At 50.3% G+C, this 15876-nt stretch carries 15 protein-coding genes, 2 tRNA genes and 1 pseudogene; 9 read left to right on the forward strand and 9 right to left on the reverse strand.

The window, feature by feature from the left end; translation table 11 throughout:
- Positions 1-2 precede the first annotated feature (2 nt).
- Positions 3-1056: pseudogene (locus ACZ5GQ_RS06040) on the reverse strand (hydroxymethylglutaryl-CoA synthase).
- 138 nt (positions 1057-1194) lie between these two features.
- On the opposite strand from ACZ5GQ_RS06040, the gene ACZ5GQ_RS06045 reads away from it, so the two are divergent.
- A tRNA-Lys gene (locus tag ACZ5GQ_RS06045) sits at positions 1195-1297 on the forward strand.
- A gap of 627 nt (positions 1298-1924) precedes the next feature.
- On the forward strand, positions 1925-2110 hold the full coding sequence (locus tag ACZ5GQ_RS06050) for a chromatin protein Cren7 (protein ID WP_013266950.1): 186 nt from the start codon (positions 1925-1927) through the stop codon (positions 2108-2110).
- Positions 2111-2182: 72 nt separating this feature from the next.
- Here ACZ5GQ_RS06050 and ACZ5GQ_RS06055 read toward each other — a convergent pair whose 3' ends face one another.
- On the reverse strand, positions 2183-2449 hold the full coding sequence (locus tag ACZ5GQ_RS06055) for a hypothetical protein (protein WP_498856267.1): 267 nt from the start codon (positions 2447-2449) through the stop codon (positions 2183-2185).
- 114 nt (positions 2450-2563) lie between these two features.
- Between ACZ5GQ_RS06055 and ACZ5GQ_RS06060 the strand changes: the two genes are divergently transcribed.
- Positions 2564-4582 carry a 3-hydroxyacyl-CoA dehydrogenase/enoyl-CoA hydratase family protein gene (locus ACZ5GQ_RS06060; RefSeq protein WP_498856268.1) on the forward strand — a complete coding sequence of 673 codons (2019 nt, stop codon included), beginning with the start codon at positions 2564-2566 and terminating at the stop codon, positions 4580-4582.
- A gap of 180 nt (positions 4583-4762) precedes the next feature.
- Positions 4763-4854: transfer RNA gene (locus ACZ5GQ_RS06065), tRNA-Gln, on the forward strand.
- A 5-nt stretch (positions 4855-4859) separates the two neighbouring features.
- On the opposite strand, the gene ACZ5GQ_RS06070 is transcribed toward ACZ5GQ_RS06065, so the two are convergent.
- On the reverse strand, positions 4860-5690 hold the full coding sequence (locus tag ACZ5GQ_RS06070) for a D-aminoacyl-tRNA deacylase (protein ID WP_498856269.1): 831 nt from the start codon (positions 5688-5690) through the stop codon (positions 4860-4862).
- An 83-nt stretch (positions 5691-5773) separates the two neighbouring features.
- On the opposite strand from ACZ5GQ_RS06070, the gene ACZ5GQ_RS06075 reads away from it, so the two are divergent.
- The 3 genes from ACZ5GQ_RS06075 (at position 5774) to ACZ5GQ_RS06085 (ending at position 7563) form a co-directional block, all read left to right on the forward strand.
- Positions 5774-6094, forward strand: a complete 321-nt coding sequence (locus tag ACZ5GQ_RS06075) for a hypothetical protein (protein WP_498856270.1) — start codon at positions 5774-5776, stop codon at positions 6092-6094.
- Positions 6095-6178: 84 nt separating this feature from the next.
- Positions 6179-7411: an FAD-dependent oxidoreductase gene (locus ACZ5GQ_RS06080; RefSeq protein ID WP_498856271.1), complete on the forward strand. Its 1233-nt coding sequence runs from the start codon at positions 6179-6181 to the stop codon at positions 7409-7411.
- A 17-nt stretch (positions 7412-7428) separates the two neighbouring features.
- Positions 7429-7563 (forward strand): hypothetical protein, encoded by a 135-nt coding sequence (locus ACZ5GQ_RS06085; RefSeq protein ID WP_498856272.1) that lies wholly within the window; start codon positions 7429-7431, stop codon positions 7561-7563.
- A 247-nt stretch (positions 7564-7810) separates the two neighbouring features.
- On the opposite strand, the gene ACZ5GQ_RS06090 is transcribed toward ACZ5GQ_RS06085, so the two are convergent.
- Positions 7811-8212, reverse strand: a complete 402-nt coding sequence (locus ACZ5GQ_RS06090; protein WP_498856273.1) for a DUF120 domain-containing protein — start codon at positions 8210-8212, stop codon at positions 7811-7813.
- An 82-nt stretch (positions 8213-8294) separates the two neighbouring features.
- Here ACZ5GQ_RS06090 and ACZ5GQ_RS06095 point away from each other — a divergent pair, with 82 nt between their 5' ends.
- Positions 8295-9536, forward strand: coding sequence for a hypothetical protein (locus tag ACZ5GQ_RS06095; RefSeq protein WP_498856274.1), 1242 nt, complete (start codon positions 8295-8297; stop codon positions 9534-9536).
- A gap of 49 nt (positions 9537-9585) precedes the next feature.
- On the opposite strand, the gene ACZ5GQ_RS06100 is transcribed toward ACZ5GQ_RS06095, so the two are convergent.
- Positions 9586-10974, reverse strand: a complete 1389-nt coding sequence (locus ACZ5GQ_RS06100) for an MmgE/PrpD family protein (RefSeq protein WP_498856275.1) — start codon at positions 10972-10974, stop codon at positions 9586-9588.
- A gap of 71 nt (positions 10975-11045) precedes the next feature.
- Between ACZ5GQ_RS06100 and ACZ5GQ_RS06105 the strand changes: the two genes are divergently transcribed.
- On the forward strand, positions 11046-12071 hold the full coding sequence (locus ACZ5GQ_RS06105; protein ID WP_498856276.1) for a hypothetical protein: 1026 nt from the start codon (positions 11046-11048) through the stop codon (positions 12069-12071).
- On the opposite strand, the gene ACZ5GQ_RS06110 is transcribed toward ACZ5GQ_RS06105, so the two are convergent.
- Genes ACZ5GQ_RS06110 through ACZ5GQ_RS06125 form a run of 4 tightly spaced genes read right to left on the reverse strand, consistent with a single transcriptional unit; the run spans position 11968 to position 15870 of the window.
- Positions 11968-12627 carry a tRNA(Phe) 7-((3-amino-3-carboxypropyl)-4-demethylwyosine(37)-N(4))-methyltransferase gene (locus tag ACZ5GQ_RS06110; RefSeq protein WP_498856277.1) on the reverse strand — a complete coding sequence of 220 codons (660 nt, stop codon included), beginning with the start codon at positions 12625-12627 and terminating at the stop codon, positions 11968-11970. The two genes, ACZ5GQ_RS06105 and ACZ5GQ_RS06110, sit on opposite strands and share 104 nt — an antisense overlap.
- Positions 12605-13420, reverse strand: a complete 816-nt coding sequence (locus ACZ5GQ_RS06115; protein WP_498856278.1) for a class I SAM-dependent methyltransferase — start codon at positions 13418-13420, stop codon at positions 12605-12607. The genes ACZ5GQ_RS06110 and ACZ5GQ_RS06115 overlap by 23 nt, the downstream gene beginning before the upstream one ends.
- Positions 13413-14561 carry a PUA domain-containing protein gene (locus tag ACZ5GQ_RS06120; RefSeq protein WP_498856279.1) on the reverse strand — a complete coding sequence of 383 codons (1149 nt, stop codon included), beginning with the start codon at positions 14559-14561 and terminating at the stop codon, positions 13413-13415. The genes ACZ5GQ_RS06115 and ACZ5GQ_RS06120 overlap by 8 nt, the downstream gene beginning before the upstream one ends.
- On the reverse strand, positions 14551-15870 hold the full coding sequence (locus ACZ5GQ_RS06125) for a glycerate kinase type-2 family protein (RefSeq protein ID WP_498856280.1): 1320 nt from the start codon (positions 15868-15870) through the stop codon (positions 14551-14553). Before ACZ5GQ_RS06125 ends, ACZ5GQ_RS06120 begins: the two co-directional genes overlap by 11 nt.
- Between the last annotated feature and the right edge of the window lie 6 nt (positions 15871-15876).

Here is a 15876-nt window from a genome sequence, read left to right on the forward strand (position 1 = left end):
CCTTACTTAATCGTAAAGATTATGCCCCTGCTCTTTGAGTAGAAGCCATAGTCAACCACTATCTTGCGCAAGGTACTGCTCAACCGTGGGCGCTAGGGCTCTCTTCTCCTCAATGGCATCTGTGACAACTATGGAATACGCGTCGCTGCCTGCGCCGCTGCCAAAGGGTGCCAGAAGAATTCTGTCTCCTGGCTTGGCTTTGTCAAGAACCTTTGCAAGTCCTAGAAGTGCACTGGCATTATACGTGTTACCTATCATAGGCGTCACCAGGCCTTCCTTAAGTTGATCCATAGTGAAGCCCAGGTCCGTGCCAACCTTCACTGGGAACTTGCCGTTGGGCTGATGGAATATGGCGTATTTGAAGTCACTGGGCCTCAGGCCTGTCCTCTCAAAGAGCGCCTTGACGGCATTCTCTATATGATAGAAGTAGGCCGGCTCTCCCGTGAAGCCCTCGCCGTGAAGGGGATAAGGCTCCTGGGCTCTCCTCCAGAAGTCAGGGGTATCCGTTACGAAGGTAACGGAGTCCTCAATTATAGCGGCCGAACCCCTCTCGGGACCTATGACAAAGGCCGCAGCGCCGCTGGCTGCCGTGAACTCCAGCACATCACCTGGGTTTGCCTGTGCTGTGTCACTGCCAATAACAAGGCCATACCTTATGAGGCCTGAGGCCACCATTCCTTGCAAGGCCCTCATGCCCTCGCTCGCGGCCCTGCAGGCGAACTCAAGGTCACTAGCCATAGTGTATGGGGTAATGCCGAGTGCCTCAGCAATTATAGTTGCGCTGGGCTTAACGGCATAGGGCTTAGACTCCGTCCCAAAGAATACAGACTGTATGTCGCTGGGCTTTATTTGGGCCCTAGCTATGGCATTCCTAGCAGCCTCGTAGCCCATGGTGGTGGAGTCCTCGTCGGGGCCAGCGACGGCCTTCTCCTCCACGGCTAGCCCCTTATACTGCTCTGGATGCCAGCCCCAGATTCTGGCTATCTCACTCATAGGAAGCCTGTAGGCTGGTATATAGGCCCCCCAGCCATGTATGCCGGCTCTAGGTCCTGCCACGAATAGCACCGCGGGACCCTTGCCCTGCGGGTTTAAAAGTATATAGACATTTGACCGTAACTCTATAGACAGTTGTCTAAACAAGCCTTCTCATAAAGATTCTTAAGCGGGTCTCCTTGCTCTATGCCTCCTGGCTGTGGGCCCGTAGCTCAGCCAGGTAGAGCGGCGGGCTCTTAACCCGTAGGCCGCGACGCCTAGCCGCGGGCGGAGGTCCCGGGTTCGAATCCCGGCGGGCCCGCCACAGCCCTGAAGGGCTCCTTCACTTCGTGGTATTTACTTTGAGTCTTATCCCGCGTCGCCCCAAGGGGCTCCAGGACGACCTCACATAATGTCGCATCTTTTAAGGAAGGTCATAAGGAGGGGAGCTTAACGCCGAATAGCTGCTAGGAGAAACGATAATAATAGCGATGGAGTAAAGCGCTTCATGGAGGCGAACATATGGTTACTACGAGGTTTTGAAAACTCGTATCATTATTTTGTATAATTAGTAGAATCTGCCTCCTTACCCAGAGCTACTCATGATGGTTGTGGCTAAAGGGAACTTGCGAGAGCTCATTTCTTATTACTATTGGCGTTTAGCTGCGCTTCGCGGCCACGCCAGCTATATATGTACTGATCTCCTCCAGAGGCCCCTCTTTACTTCGCAGCTCCTTAAGGGTTTCTTTGCATATTAAGTTGAAAGGCTTGCATCGAATAGCGGGTAGGTTAGCGCTCACGAACTTAATCCCACTAATATTAAAGGAAACCTTTAATAATACTTTTAAAGTTCTTTAGCATAGCACCTTGATTTATTTTAAGTTACTCCAATAACACTTAATAGCTTAGGTTGAAAACAATACAGCACGAGACTAAGGGAGGTGCGTGGTAGATGTCCAAGCTCCCGGCTGTAAAGGTAAAGGATCCGACCACGGGCAAGGAGGTAGAGCTCTCGCCCATAAAGGTCTGGACTCTGGCTCCCAAGACCAGGAAGGGCGTCAAGATAGGCCTCTTTAAGAGCCCTGAGAGCGGTAAGTTCTTCAGGGCTAAGGTCCCGGACGACTACCCAGCCAAGTAACTGGCTGGTACTAAGGTAAACACACGATAGAAGGTAGCAAAATACTTTCTTTATTTTTGCGGTTCTTTTTCTTTAAGCCTTATTCTGCTGAGTGTTGGCATTTAGAACATTTATTATTACCTGGACAAGATGCTGCGGCTTTGTATACCACTTGTCATAGGTGTACTTCTGCCCCTTGAACGTCAGCTCTACATTATCGTCGGCATCGCGTATGCTCATGAGCTCGGATCCCTCGCGAGTTATTGAGAGGGCGTTCTTACCCTTGCTCTCGACCTTTATGTTATACTTGCCTGCATCCTTGGAGAGCATCTCTCTGACCTGAGAGAGGTACTCGCTCATTTATGTTCACCTAGGAGCTCAGATTTAAGCAACCTTATAACCTTTTTGTTATATGTGTCCCTAAATTCAACTCATTTAATATTAGGGCTCCAAACTAGCTGAGAGGGGCAGTTAATGGTTTCGGCAGACGACGTGAAACAAGTTCTAGTTGTTGGAGCTGGCACGATGGGCCACGGAATAGCCGAAGTCTTTGCCATGGCAGGCTACAAGGTGTTCTTGGCCGATGTAAATAAGCAGATACTCGATTCAGCACTGGAGAAAATTAGGTGGAGCCTCTCAAAGTTAGCTGAGAGGGGGCAGTTAAAGGAGAGCGTAGACTCAGTGATGTCAAGGATAACAACCATTATAAGTGTCAACCCTGACGGTAGCTTCAGTAATGATCTGGCAGTAGTCACCTCGCAGGCCGACATGATGATAGAAGCAGTAACTGAGAGGCTAGATGTGAAACAGGCTCTGTTTAGGTTTGTTGATCAACACAGGAAGGGCAAGATTATAATGGCTACTAATACCAGTAGCCTGCCCATAACTGAGATAGCTTCAGTCACATCATCGCCCGAGCTCGTAGTGGGCATGCACTTCTTCAACCCACCGCCCTTAATGCCGTTAATAGAGATCATAAGAGGCGAGAGGACCTCTGATGACGTAGTCCAGAGCGTTGTAGATCTTGCTAAGAGAATAGGGAAGCAGCCTGTTGTAGTCAACAAGGACGTGCCGGGCTTCATAGTTAACAGGATACTTGCAAGGTTCCTCAACACGGCCTGTTGGCTGGTTGCCAAGGGCAGGGCCTCCGTACTGGAGGTTGACTCAACGGTTAGGTTCTCCCTGGGATTCCCAATGGGGGCATTTGAACTGGCGGACTACAGCGGCATAGACGTCTTTTACCTGATAGCAGTGGCTATGACTCAGAGAGGATTTAAGCAAACTCCATGTCCACTTTTTGAACAGATGTATAAGGCTAACACCCTTGGCATGAAGACTGGCAAGGGCTTCTATGAGTATCCCAAGCCCGGGGCCTACGTGAGGCCGCAGATACCTAAGGACCTCGCCGGCAAGGTAGATCCGGTGACGCTCATAGCTGGCGCTGTGAACGAGGCCGCATGGCTGCTCGAAAATGGTATAGCCACTAAGGAAGACATAGATAAGGCCGTTAGGCTGGGGCTAGGGTGGCCTAAGGGAGTCTTTGAGCTGGCAGATCAGTACGGCATAGATTCCATAGTTGCCGCGCTTGATCAGCTGAAGCAGGATATAGGCCCTGAGTACTCCCCAGAGCCCCTGCTCACTCAAATGATCTCTCAGGGGACTCTGGGGGTTAAGACTGGCAAGGGCTTCTATGAGTACGGCCATTACGAGGAGGTAGCTAAAAGCACTATTTTAGTAAGGTACGAGAAGCCCATAGCATGGATAATACTCAACAGACCCAATAAGTTGAATGCCATTAATGTTGATATGATCAACGAGCTGTCCCAGACACTTGATGAAATAGAACAGAACCCAGACGTCAGAGTAGTTATACTGACAGGCTCTGGCAGGGCATTCAGCGCTGGGGCTGACATAACTGGCTTCGCGGGGATAACGCCCATACAGGCTGCCATATTCTCGAGGAAGTTCCAGGAGCTTACGCTTAAGATGGAGTACTACACGAAGCCTATCATTGTAGCCATAAACGGTTATGCCCTAGGAGGTGGCCTTGAAATAGCGATGAGCGGAGATATAAGGATAGCCGCGGAAACTGCAATGCTCGGCCAGCCCGAGATAAACTTAGGCTTCATACCAGGTGCTGGTGGAACTCAGAGACTTCCCAGGCTGATTGGAAGGAGCTCAGCCAAGCTGCTGATATTCACCGGTGACATGGTATCAGCCAAGGACGCTAAGGAGTTAGGCTTGGTAGACTACGTGGTGCCGCCGGAGAGGCTTGAGCAGGAAGCTAGGAGCCTTGCGCTTAAGCTTGCAGAAAAGCCTCCATTAGCGCTTCTGGCCGCTAAGCTAGCAGTTGAAATGGGCCTCGAATCTAATATATGGGCTGGCCTGGCTCTTGAGTCTCAGCTCTTCGGCTTACTTTTCAGCACTAAGGACGTTGCTGAGGGGGTTTCGGCGTTTCTAGAAAAGAGAAAGCCGTCATTTAAGGGAGAGTGAATCTCGTCAAGATATCATTTTCAAGACATAATTTAAAGTTATAATTTAGCAACTTCATCAACGCAAGGCCAATGTCGGACTTTCTCTTTTTAATTGATTTTAGGTGATTATCGCCTTGGCGCTACTTAGCATTTCGTTTAAAAGGAGGTGGCGCATCTATCCTAGATGGCCGGGTGAAGCAGCCGGGTCGTCTAGCGGCCCAGGATGCGGGGCCTTGGACCTCAGAGGGAGGAGCCCCCGTGACCGGGGTTCGAATCCCCGCCCGGCTACCATCTTTTCATATAAGTCGTACTTCAACATTCATGGAGCTAAGCTCATCCATCAGCGCCTTTCTTATGGATGAGTTAACGCTCTTCTTTTCAATCAGGGCTACGCGGGCGCCCTTGGGGAGAGACTTCTCCGCAGCCTGTCTTAGAACTCCAGGAGCCAGCTCACCCAGGACATGCTTTGAAAGTATGTGACCCATGCATATCTCGGAGGAGAGCTCAAGTTCCGTGAACTTCGCCGGGTAATGAGTGGAACCAAGTCCCAAGACTGGGCTACACTCCTGGGGGGCCTCAGAGGACTGTATGACGTCCGCCACAGCGTTAGCCATGGCCTTCAGTGCCAGCTCATCGTTCCACTCCCTGATGGTGCTGCCAATTTCTATGAAGACAAGCGGCTTCCTGTTAGTGGTGGGGCCATGATGCGTTGCCTCAAGAGAGATGGAGTATGCCTCTAGCAAGCCTAGGTCTTTAGCATGATAATAGTACCTTCGCAGGAGAGCCTTGGCTAAGGGAGCCGGCGCAAAGGAAAGCTCTGCTGGCCTGCCCCCAAAGGGAGCCTTAGCCGTCGGATTCCCCGTGAAATGTAGTGTAAGCGACTTCTTGCCGCTCTCAGATTCATGCCTTGATAGAACTATTGCGGCGTCTGCGTTAGGCTCGGGTGTCTTATCTAAAAACTCGAACTCTGTTTGATCAACATCAAAACCGGCTATTACGGAGCTCTCAGCCCTGTAGCATATGGGAGCTGCAGGGCATTCTGCTGGCTTTGCGCCTACAAGGTTTATTAAAATTTTTGATGCCTTGACGCCCACAGGGTCCCTGAGCGAGAACACCACTGAAAGCATGTGCAGCGCCTTCTTTTAGGGAGGAGGCTGCATAGCATAAAATAAGGCTTCTTTAGGTCTGTCAAGCTGGGCGGAACCAGCTAATGAGCACGTCAAAGGTCACTTTTAACATAGTATACGAGGATCCAAGTTTAATAGTTAAGGGGCTTGAAGCCATAAAGAGAGGTCTAGAGAGGGCGAACTGTATAATGACCGTTGGTCCCTCGTGGATAGTGGCCTCATGTAGAGGCACCTTTGTTAAAGCCCTTGCGCTACTTCCCGAGGGCATAGGGGGACCTTTGAGGTCTCACAGCTCTATAACGGTGACTGCGGAGGGCGAGCCTGACGAGTTAGTTGCAATTTCCGGATTAATCCTCGAGATAGGTAAATCGACGGGCGGTGGAGTTCTCCTCTTGCACGAGTAAAGCGGCAATTTAGGGAGCCTTCGCGAGAATTAAAGTGACCCTAAGTACGCTGCTTTAAATCTAGCCCTTAATATAAATTGCTCGGTGAGCAGCTTGACTAGGATAGTGATTATTGGTTCTGGAGCTGCCGGAATGTCGGCAGCTTCAAGGGCCAAAAGGCTTAAGCCATCGAATGAGGTAATAGTTATTGACTCTAGCAGGTGGGTAAGTTTTGCGTTCTGTGGGCTACCTTACCTAGTCGGTGGCGAGGTTAAAGATCTCGACGAGCTCCTATACTATCCTCCAAGCGAGTTCACTAAGAGGGGAATAGACCTTAGGCTTAACAAAACAGTAGTCGAGGTCGACCCAGACTCCAAGAAACTCACATACGTGGATAATAGCAGTGGGGCTAAGGAAAGCCTTGAGTGGGATAAGCTTGTTCTCGCTACCGGTGCTAGGTCCAAAGCACCCAAGCTTTGGCCCGAGATAAAGGAGGCTAGGAATGTGTTCTACATAGTGCACATGGAGTCAGGTCAACAAATAAGAGATTATGCAAGGCACCTGGGGCCGGGCAAGAGGGCCGTAGTTATAGGTGCTGGTTACTTGGGCCTAGAGATGGCCGATAACTTAGCCAAACTGGGGCTTAAAGTTACTATTGTGGAAGCCCTAGGGCAGGTGGCCCCAAGGATGCTTGATCCCGAGCTAGCCAAGATCGTGGAGGACAATATAAGGTCCAAAGGAGTGGAGGTGGTAACAAGTGCGGCAGTTGAAAAGTTCAATATAACAAACGGAGTAGCCACGGAGGTTGTCACCAGCAAAGGCACTTATCAGGGTGATATGTTCGTTGTAGGTGTTGGCATTGAACCTAACAACGAGCTAGCTAAACAGCTAGGCCTTAAGCTAGGCCAGAGCGGTGGTGTAATAGTCGATGAGAGAACGCTTACTAGCAACCCTGACGTCTACGCGGCAGGTGACGTCACGGAACATAAGGATCTCGTCACTGGACAGCTGGTTTGGAGGCCGTTTGCCCAGATAGCCAACAAGATGGGGCACGTCACTGGTAGCAACCTAGGAGGCGTGGACTCGGTCTTCCTTGGAAGCGTCGGCACCTCAGCCTTCAAGGTATTTGACGTCGTAGCGGCAAGGACTGGCCTAAGCGCATCAGAGGCCTCCAGGGCCGGCTTTAAGCCAGTAGAAGTATCGCTGAACGCCGGCACGAAAGCTCACTATATACCAGGAGGCAGCAAGATGACGCTTAAAGTAGTGGCCGATGAAAAAACTGGGAGGCTGCTTGCGCGCAGGCGGTGGGCTTTGACGAGAGCGCTTTCTGGAGAATAAATGTTGTGGCCTCGCTGTTGACCAGGAAGGGCACTGTATGGGATCTCTTTAACGCAGACTATGGTTATCAGCCCCTGCTATCACCGGTGTGGGATCCCTTAGTAATAGCTGCCAGGCTTCTCATGAGGACCTTCGGCGAGAAGCCGTGGTAAAGCGCGACACGAGCCAAGGGTTTCTTAGCCAGCAGCTAACCTTATGAAAACTACCTTTACAACTTGAGCCTTTAAGGTTGCTATTATTTTAATAGCGTCACGTTGAAGCAATAGCTGGAGTTTTATGAAGACAAGGAATGCGCGACTAAAGTAAGTTTTAGGTAAACGCACCACTGCGTCTGCAGTTCAAAATTGGTGACACTCATTATCATAGTTACCAAAGTACAAATGCTATAGGTGAGCTTTGCTATCCGGGCGTTTCTATAGTTACTAATACCTCTGAGCCGTCAGTCAGGTTTAGGAGGTCCCTAAGTTTAACCTCCGCTATAAGTTCTATAACATCGCTTTTGTACACGGTTATTTCTGGCCTCACTATAAAAACTTTGACCGTACAGTTAAGGAGCGCAGGATAAGCTAGAACCCTTCCAAGTCTCATGCCAGGAACCATGGGAGGCTCTATTATAATAGGGTCGATTCTACTTAATGTATTAGAAAGTGCGTCGACGTAAAGTTCCTCCACCTTGAGGTTAAGGGTTCCTGGAAAAGGAGTAAAGCCTAGGGCCTTCCTTATGTTCTTAGCATATAGGTTGACGAAGAACTCGCCTTCGCCTAAACCGCTGAACACTCTGGCCTTTATGTTTACCTTCAACCTTTCATCACAGTAAAGAGTCAAGGTCTCAATAATTTTTAAAGTCCCTTGGAACCCGCTTCACCTAAGGTGCCATTAGGCATTGAATGCGAGGAGGCTTGCTGCGAATATTATGACTTCCCTAATAATTATGATGTTCATTATTAGCGTATTGGCGCTCTCTTTGCAACCTTACGCCTTTGCAGAGCTGCCTTTTAGCGTATCCCCTCCGAGCGCCACCAACGGAACCCTTACGGTAAGCAACCTGTTTTACTATATGGAGCTTAACCTACACAACGGTTTAAGGGCCTCCTCGTGGCTTGTTAATATTACATCTCCCTCGTTACTTCCAATAGTCCCTACGGGCAACACAGAAGTGCCGAGCCCTCTGATATCAATATCTCCTCCTAACTCAACGAAAGTCCTGCTGCCAGGTAACCTATCCTCAACTACCTGGCTGGCTGTCGTGGTGCAGAGCACCAACAACTCCGAGACCTTGAAGCTGACTCCTGCGAGCGACCTGGCGTACCCATTCAGCATAGAAGTTTACATGACGTTTAGTAGGCTCGAACCTTACGTGAGAGTCCTTATATCGATCGCTAACGTAGGAGACAGGCCAGCGTTTGCCTACTTAGCTTACGGCGTAGGGGCTGCTAACTTGACAGGCTCCTGGAGCGCGGCAGCGCAGCTTGAAAATACGTCAAATGGAAGTTTCAGAGTTTTAAACCTATTCAACGGTTCTGAAGTCTCAGGCCTCATATCAACAGCATTAGCGGCATATTCCAGCAACTCATCACCGGTGATGGCCTTAGGTATAAGCTCCACGGACTATCCATCTTCGGTAGAATTCCTAGAGGGCAAGCTATTTGGAATAAACGAGTCGCAGGCATACATCATTACTTTCATAAGAACTCCCGTACTGAAGCCAGGCGGCAGCTTTAACGTGAGCCTTAACTTATTTGCAGTTGGGTTTAACCCGTTCGAGCTGGCCTCCGTAAACTCCCTGGAGGCCGCCGAGACCTTATATCCAGGAGTAGAAAGCATGGTGCCTCAGTCGATGAACATCGATGGAGTCATCTCCTCACTTAACTCCCAGCTTTCGCTGCTGAATGGTAGCGTTAGAAATCTCGTGCAGAAAGTCAACAACCTCAGCGCTAAGTTATACTATTATGAGAAGCAGCTCTCAGTCGCGGAGAGCGCGGAAGGTTACTATGCTCACTTGGCTAAAAGAGGAGGCATATTAGCTGGCGGCATGTTTATAGTTGGAGTTGTCATAGGCGTCCTGGGAGGCGCTTACCTTCTGAGTCCTGGTGGAGTTGGAAGAAGACAAGTTAAAAGAAGGTAAAAGCGATGGTTCCTTTGCATCGTTCAAAGAAAACGCCCTTTTAGGGATATCATAGTTGGTCTGTGCGAGAGAAGAGCCTCAAGGCTAGGCTTACATTTGAGCATTTCTCAAAGCTCCAGAGAGTTCTTAGGCCAACATCTACGTTATTGCTGGGCACGGAACTTCCCACCAGAGACTTAAACTTAGACTCAACACCCTCCTTGTTAAGTGGGTTCTTGTAGTGGCCTGGCGGATATATTGACGTCTCTGTGAAAGTGCGGCCGTCCTTTAACTTTACCGTTATAGAGTTCCTTATCCCTTCAGGATACAGCTTGTCACCCTCCGGGCTTATAGTGACCTTCATCACCTTAAGCACCTTCCTTACGTCGTCGGCTAGGTACCTCTCAGGCCTAAAGGTATCAAGCCAAACCTTTCCATCCAGGAGCGCTGCGGCTATTATGTAAGGCATGCTGTGGTCAGCTGTCTCTCTGGTCCTTGGGTCCCACTTCTCAGGGTCCTTAACTATTATATTATATCCAACTGTGAACGTCTCAACATTAACGGACTCTACCTCATCCGGACTTATTGGGCCAGCCTCCTGCCTTATCTTTAGCGCGGCCTCAACAGCGCTCATAGCATGGTACTCAACGGGCCAGTACTTTATGCTAGTTTGGAGGAGCTTGTAGCCTTCGTTACCTTCCCCTCCCATCCTTGGTATATCAAAGGTGTCGCCTCCCAGGGCCACTTTGAAGAGGCCAAACTCGCCGCTGAATATGGGCGAGGGACCTGTCATGCCGCGCCAGGCCAGGAGAGCCGCAAAGAGGCCATTGCGCGCGGCGTTGGCGGCGGCGCACCCCTTCCACATGCTCAGTTCTCCTGCCCTTGTCTGCCTAAGGGCAGCAGCATTTACCGTGGCCAAATTTATTGCCTGAGTCATCTTGTTCTCGTCAAGATCAAGTACCTTACCTGCGCCCACTGCTGAAGCTATTGCTATATAGAGTACGTGATCCCATCCTCTGTTCCTGACGCTATACGCATCTGCTAGCCTAGCCGTAACCTCGTACGCTGCCACGATTCCCTCTATGACCTTACGTCCATCTGCTTCTGCGATCTCAGCAGCAGCTATAACTGGAGCTATATTGTCGCTCGGATGAAGGGCTTCGCGGGAGAGGTAGGTGTCGTTAAAATCAAAGTACCTGGCGGCACAGCCGTTGGCGAAGGTAACATGGTCCGCTGGCCCCATGAACTTCGTTCCCCATATGGTGGCTGGTAACCTGGAGCTTGCTGATGACTGTGCAATCCACCTAGCTATGCTAGGAGGAGTTTCATTGAAGGCTCCAAGGGCGACGCCTAAGGTATCCACTATTCTCTTCTTAGCCTCCTCAATAACTTCGGTCGGAAGCTTATTGAAGTTAAGATCAACAGCCCATTTCGCTATGCGGGAAGCTAAGTCCTCCACGTTACCACCATAGGTGGAGACTCTTTACCCTTATTAATGTCTGACAAAGACACCTGTTACGAAGAGCTGCCTTGCTAGCGTACTCAAAGTATCCCTTCATAGTGGACGCCAAAAGGTACCTGTCTGAGGCTTACGGCTATCAGGTCTCGCTTAAGGATCTGGCTGAAGACCAAAAGGTCTTTGAGTTAGCTAAGACAAGGCTTCTTGACGCTATAAGGGAAGGCAAGGTAAGGGTCTTCCAGGGTGTTAGTACTGAGGAGGAAGTGGCCTCCTTTTACCTGGCGGCTGCGGCGGCCGCCGCAGCCAATTCGAAGAGGCTTGAGGAAATGTTCTCAAAGTCAGAGGCCAAGAGAGCCAGCGAGTTCTTTAAAGGAGAGGACGAGGAAACCCTTCTTATGCTAGCAAACAGACTTGGGGTCAACGTAGTTCGGACTCATGTAAAGATTCCATGGTCGCAACTGAAGAGTGGTAAGATAACCTATAAGCTTCTGAGCTACGCGATCCCCATATCAGATTACCTTAAAGTTGTAGTTCCCGTACCTCATGAAAGGTGGTCCCTGGTAAACTCAATGGTAAAGGGCGGTCTCGTCTTTATGGACGAGGAAACCTTGAGGGACTTTTTGTCACTTGCCGCCGAGAAGGCTATATATAAGGTAATAGATGCTGCGCGTGCCGAGGACTACAAGCCGCTTTTGCTAGCCCAGGAAGCAATCATAGCGTTGAACGCAAGGGACGCTAAGGTGTCTGTTAGCCAGGAGGGACCTAACGTTGAAGCTTTCCCACCCTGCATGTTGAAGCTTAAAGAGGGGGCTAAGACTGACGAGGAGGTATATGCCTATACTTCATTCTTGGCATCGCTTGGGGTTGACTATAAGACCATAGGGGGTGAGCTAGCTAGGCTATTTAGGCTAGACCTCGAGGCTGGAGAAACCTTGGCCAGAAGCTTGATAGAGGCGGGCCTTGGATCCACGTATAGGCCATATAGCTGTAGGTTCATGAAGAGCAGGGGCCTTTGCCCGATGGATTGCGGCGCCTCTCACCCTCTCCTTGCGTATAAGAGGAACCTTGCAAAGCTAAAGAAGCCTGTACCCTCATAACTAACTCAGAAAGCCTAGCAAGCCTCCTCCAGCCGTCTTCTAGCGCGCTATTAGCCATATCAACAATAGTGCTTAACAGGTCAGGCCTAATGGTCCAGAGGCCCTGGTACCTAAGCGGCATAGAGAGTTGCACTGCGCTAAGCATCTCGACAATAAACTCCTCGCCGTCGGTCTCTATGTACATTATGCCGCTGTGCTTGAATCCAGCCTCCCTGGCCACTAACATTAACTGTCTCACAGTTTCAGCGCCGCGAACCCTGGCATGTATTATAGGGCCCGTTACCTTAAGCCAGAGATTGTCGAAAGGCCTGGCGAGCACTGAGGCAAGCTGGTATACGCTTATCTTTGAGTGGGTCTTAAACACGACCCTAGCTGAGTCCCTGAGCCAGTGCCACTTGCCTTCTATAATGGTTATTCTGCCCGTGCAACTGCTAGTAGTCCTGATTAAAGGACCATTTAGCTTCATTAGATAGCTCTCAGCGCAGGGATCCAAATAGCCTATCAGCCTCTCCTCAAGAAGTATCTTATGGATCTCATCGCTTCCTGACCTGGACATCCAATACCACCTGATAGAAGCGGGGTCCCACCATCCTTACTACGCGGGAGGACTCGATGCCCAGGCTAGCTTCGATGTTTCTCGCTTGTTCCTCGAACAACCTCTTTGCGTTGTCCTCCGGGTTTTCGCCCTTGCTAGCATGTACATGAAGATAAACGTGAACATATCCTTCGCGATTGATGGCATCTACTGCATACTTAAAGTAGGGTATGGCCAGATCCGGCAGCGGCATGAGCACCCTGTCAGCGACGCCTACGAGCTTTTCTTCCACGACCTTGGCCGCATCCCCAAGGTACGGTAGAACTCTACCTTCAACCTTATTGAGCCTGATGTTTTCGACCATCTTTTCGAAAGCGTCTGGATTAATATCTATGCTATGAATAAGCTTCGCAGCGGAGTGCTTAGCTATTATTATCGAGAATATTCCAACGCCAGCGAACATGTTAACTACAACTTCTCCACTCCTTATGAGCTTAGCAACCCTTAGGTGCTCATAACTTAGCCTAGGCGTTATAAAGTCCTTAGCTATATCAACCTTAAAGCTGCATCCATGTTCTCTGTAGACAGTCTCCGTCCTTTTCTCTCCAGCCAAATATACAAGGTCGCTCCTAACTTTGTAAGGCCCCTCGACAGGCCCTCCCACGAGCCACACGGACTTAATGCTTGGGCTCTTTAAGAGTTCATTGCCATACCTTCTGGCCAGCTCGAGGTCAGGCTTCGTTCCGTGGGGAGGCTTAACCAATGCTATGTCCCCGATAACTTCCACCTTAAATTTAAAGTTTTCGTCAGGCATGGGGCTTCACCATAAGCGAGATGAAGAACCCGGGATGGCCGTCTTCAGGGGAGAACCTTAGGCCTAACCCATTATAACTGGCCTCCTTTGGCATTGGGTACGGCTTAACTACGTCGAAACCCAGCTCTGTAGCGAAGATAATGTTGGCCTCGTTTTCGAGGTCCGTGAGCGTACATGTTGAGTAAACAAGCCTTCCTCCAAGTCTCAGTATTTTCCATGCCTCGCTTATGAACTGCCTCTGATACCTCGAAAGGGTAACGGCATCAACTAGCGACTTGGTATCGTACAACTTGGGGACTACGCCCAGGTTTGTACACGGAGGGTCTATAAGCACTAGATCAGCTTTGCCCTCCATATTGAGCAGCGTTGATGCCCTCCTGGAGTCACCGCCTATTACGTTAACCCAGTCCGCGCCAAGCTTAATGAGGTTATCTTTAAGCCTTCCAACCTTGCTTATTCGATCTATCGCTATTATCCTTGACTTTCTGCCGGCCAGCTGCGCCGCTAGGCTAGTCTTGCCTCCAGGGGCCGCGTTGAAGTCGACTATGGTCTCTCCCGGCAACGGCGATGCTATGGCGACTGCCCACATGCTTGGCAGGCTCTGGCTGTAGATAAGGCCCTCATTAAAGCCGGGCAACTCCCTGACCTTAGGGGTAACGTAGACAGACTTAGTAACTTTGACGGCAACTCCCTTCTTATGTTCAGCCATTTCTTTACCGTCCATTACGGCTAGGCCTTCTGCCACGGGTCTGCCATCAATAGTAACTATGGTAACCTCATCGCCAGGTCTGACGCCTTCAGCTTTAAGTACGCCGGGCCCATAAAGGTCGCTGCCCACGTAGACTGACTCTGCAGACCTCTTGTCGGCAACAACTACCTTGTCATGAAGGTCCACCTTAAATGGGCCCCTGACGTCAGTCCAGACAGCGTAGGGGAGTTGCTCATCGGCATAGAACCTCGCGCCACTTGTGGAAAGCAACTCTAGCACAGTGCTTGTGTCCGCCTTGAGCGTGTTAACCCTTAGGTAAAACCTCCTGGGGGGCCTCAAAAGGGACTCTAGAAGGCTTCTTAGGCCTCTCCTTGAAACTGCATTTAATGCCTCAAGCAGGCCTTGGTCGTAGACTAAGCTCTCAACGCTCATGGCCGTTCACTAGAATTACTACAATATTATTAAGGTTAGACCCCGTAGGCCCAGTCTTTATCAGGGCACCGATAGCGTCCAGAGCATGGTAGCTGTCGTTCTCGTCCAGAGCCTTTACAGGGTTTACGCCAGACCTATACATTAGATCTATGGAGCTCGGAGTTACGGCTGCTCCAGCAGCGTCCGTAGGACCGTCTATCCCATCGGTCGCTATCGCTATCATCATGGCCTCATCCCCGCTTATGCCAAGCCTCCTCAGTTCAAGGGCCCAAGAGAGGGCGAGCTCCTGGTTCCTTCCCCCGAGGCCATGGCCCTTAACGCTGACGCTGGTCTCGCCGCCAATAACTATAGCCGCTGGCGGCTTCACAGGCATGCCTCTCCTAATAATGTCAAAGGTTATCGATGCCAGGAACTTGCCTACTTCCCTTGACTCCCCTTGGGCTGTAGCTGTTAATATAATGACGTTATAGCCGTCCGTTGAGAGAACCTCAGCAACGCCCTTTACTACATCAAGAACGCTGGCAACTATCATATTGGTGACTTCCCTAAGCCGCGGATCCCCAGGTTTTAAGGTCTCCTCAAGGACCCCCATTTCACCCTCTTGAAGGACTTTAATTACGTTCTCAGGGACCTGATCCAGTAGTCCATACCTCCTCAGGACCTCAACTGCGTCATGAAACGTCGTGGGATCAGGAGCGGTAGGTCCAGACGCTATGTCCTCTAGGAAATCGCCCGGCACGTCGCTGGCATAAAGACCATAAACTTTGACGTTGCCAGCAGCTTTGACTAGGCCTCCTCCCTTGATCCTAGAGAGGTGCCTTCTTACTATATTTATCTCCGATATAGAGGCCCCAGAGTTGAGGAGAAGCCTGTTAACGGTGATTAAGTCTTTGAGGCTAACGTCTCCGATAGGACTTTCAACCATTGCTGAACCCCCGCCTGACACTAGGACCACCAGGGGCTTTCCGAGCTCCTTAGCCCTCTTGGCAATCGCTAGGGCTCTCTCCCCGGCTCTCAAGCTGCCCTCGTCTGGTAGCGGGTGGCCTGCATCTATTACATCAATTTTATCGAGGGTAATGTCGTAACTAAGGTACTTAGGCTTTACTATAAGGCCCTCGTCAGGCTCTATGCCGCTGCCCTCAATGAAGCCCTTAAGCATAGGTATTGACGCCTTGCCCATGGATATGATTAAATAGCCTCCTTCCAGAAACTTTGCAAGCTCAGCGGCCTTGGACTTAACCTTACTGTAAAGCGAAGACGAATCTAGCGTAGCTTTTATGACCTTCTCCTTAAGCTTCGTGAGCTCCATAGCATA

It is taken from the genome of Caldococcus noboribetus, assembly GCF_055389385.1.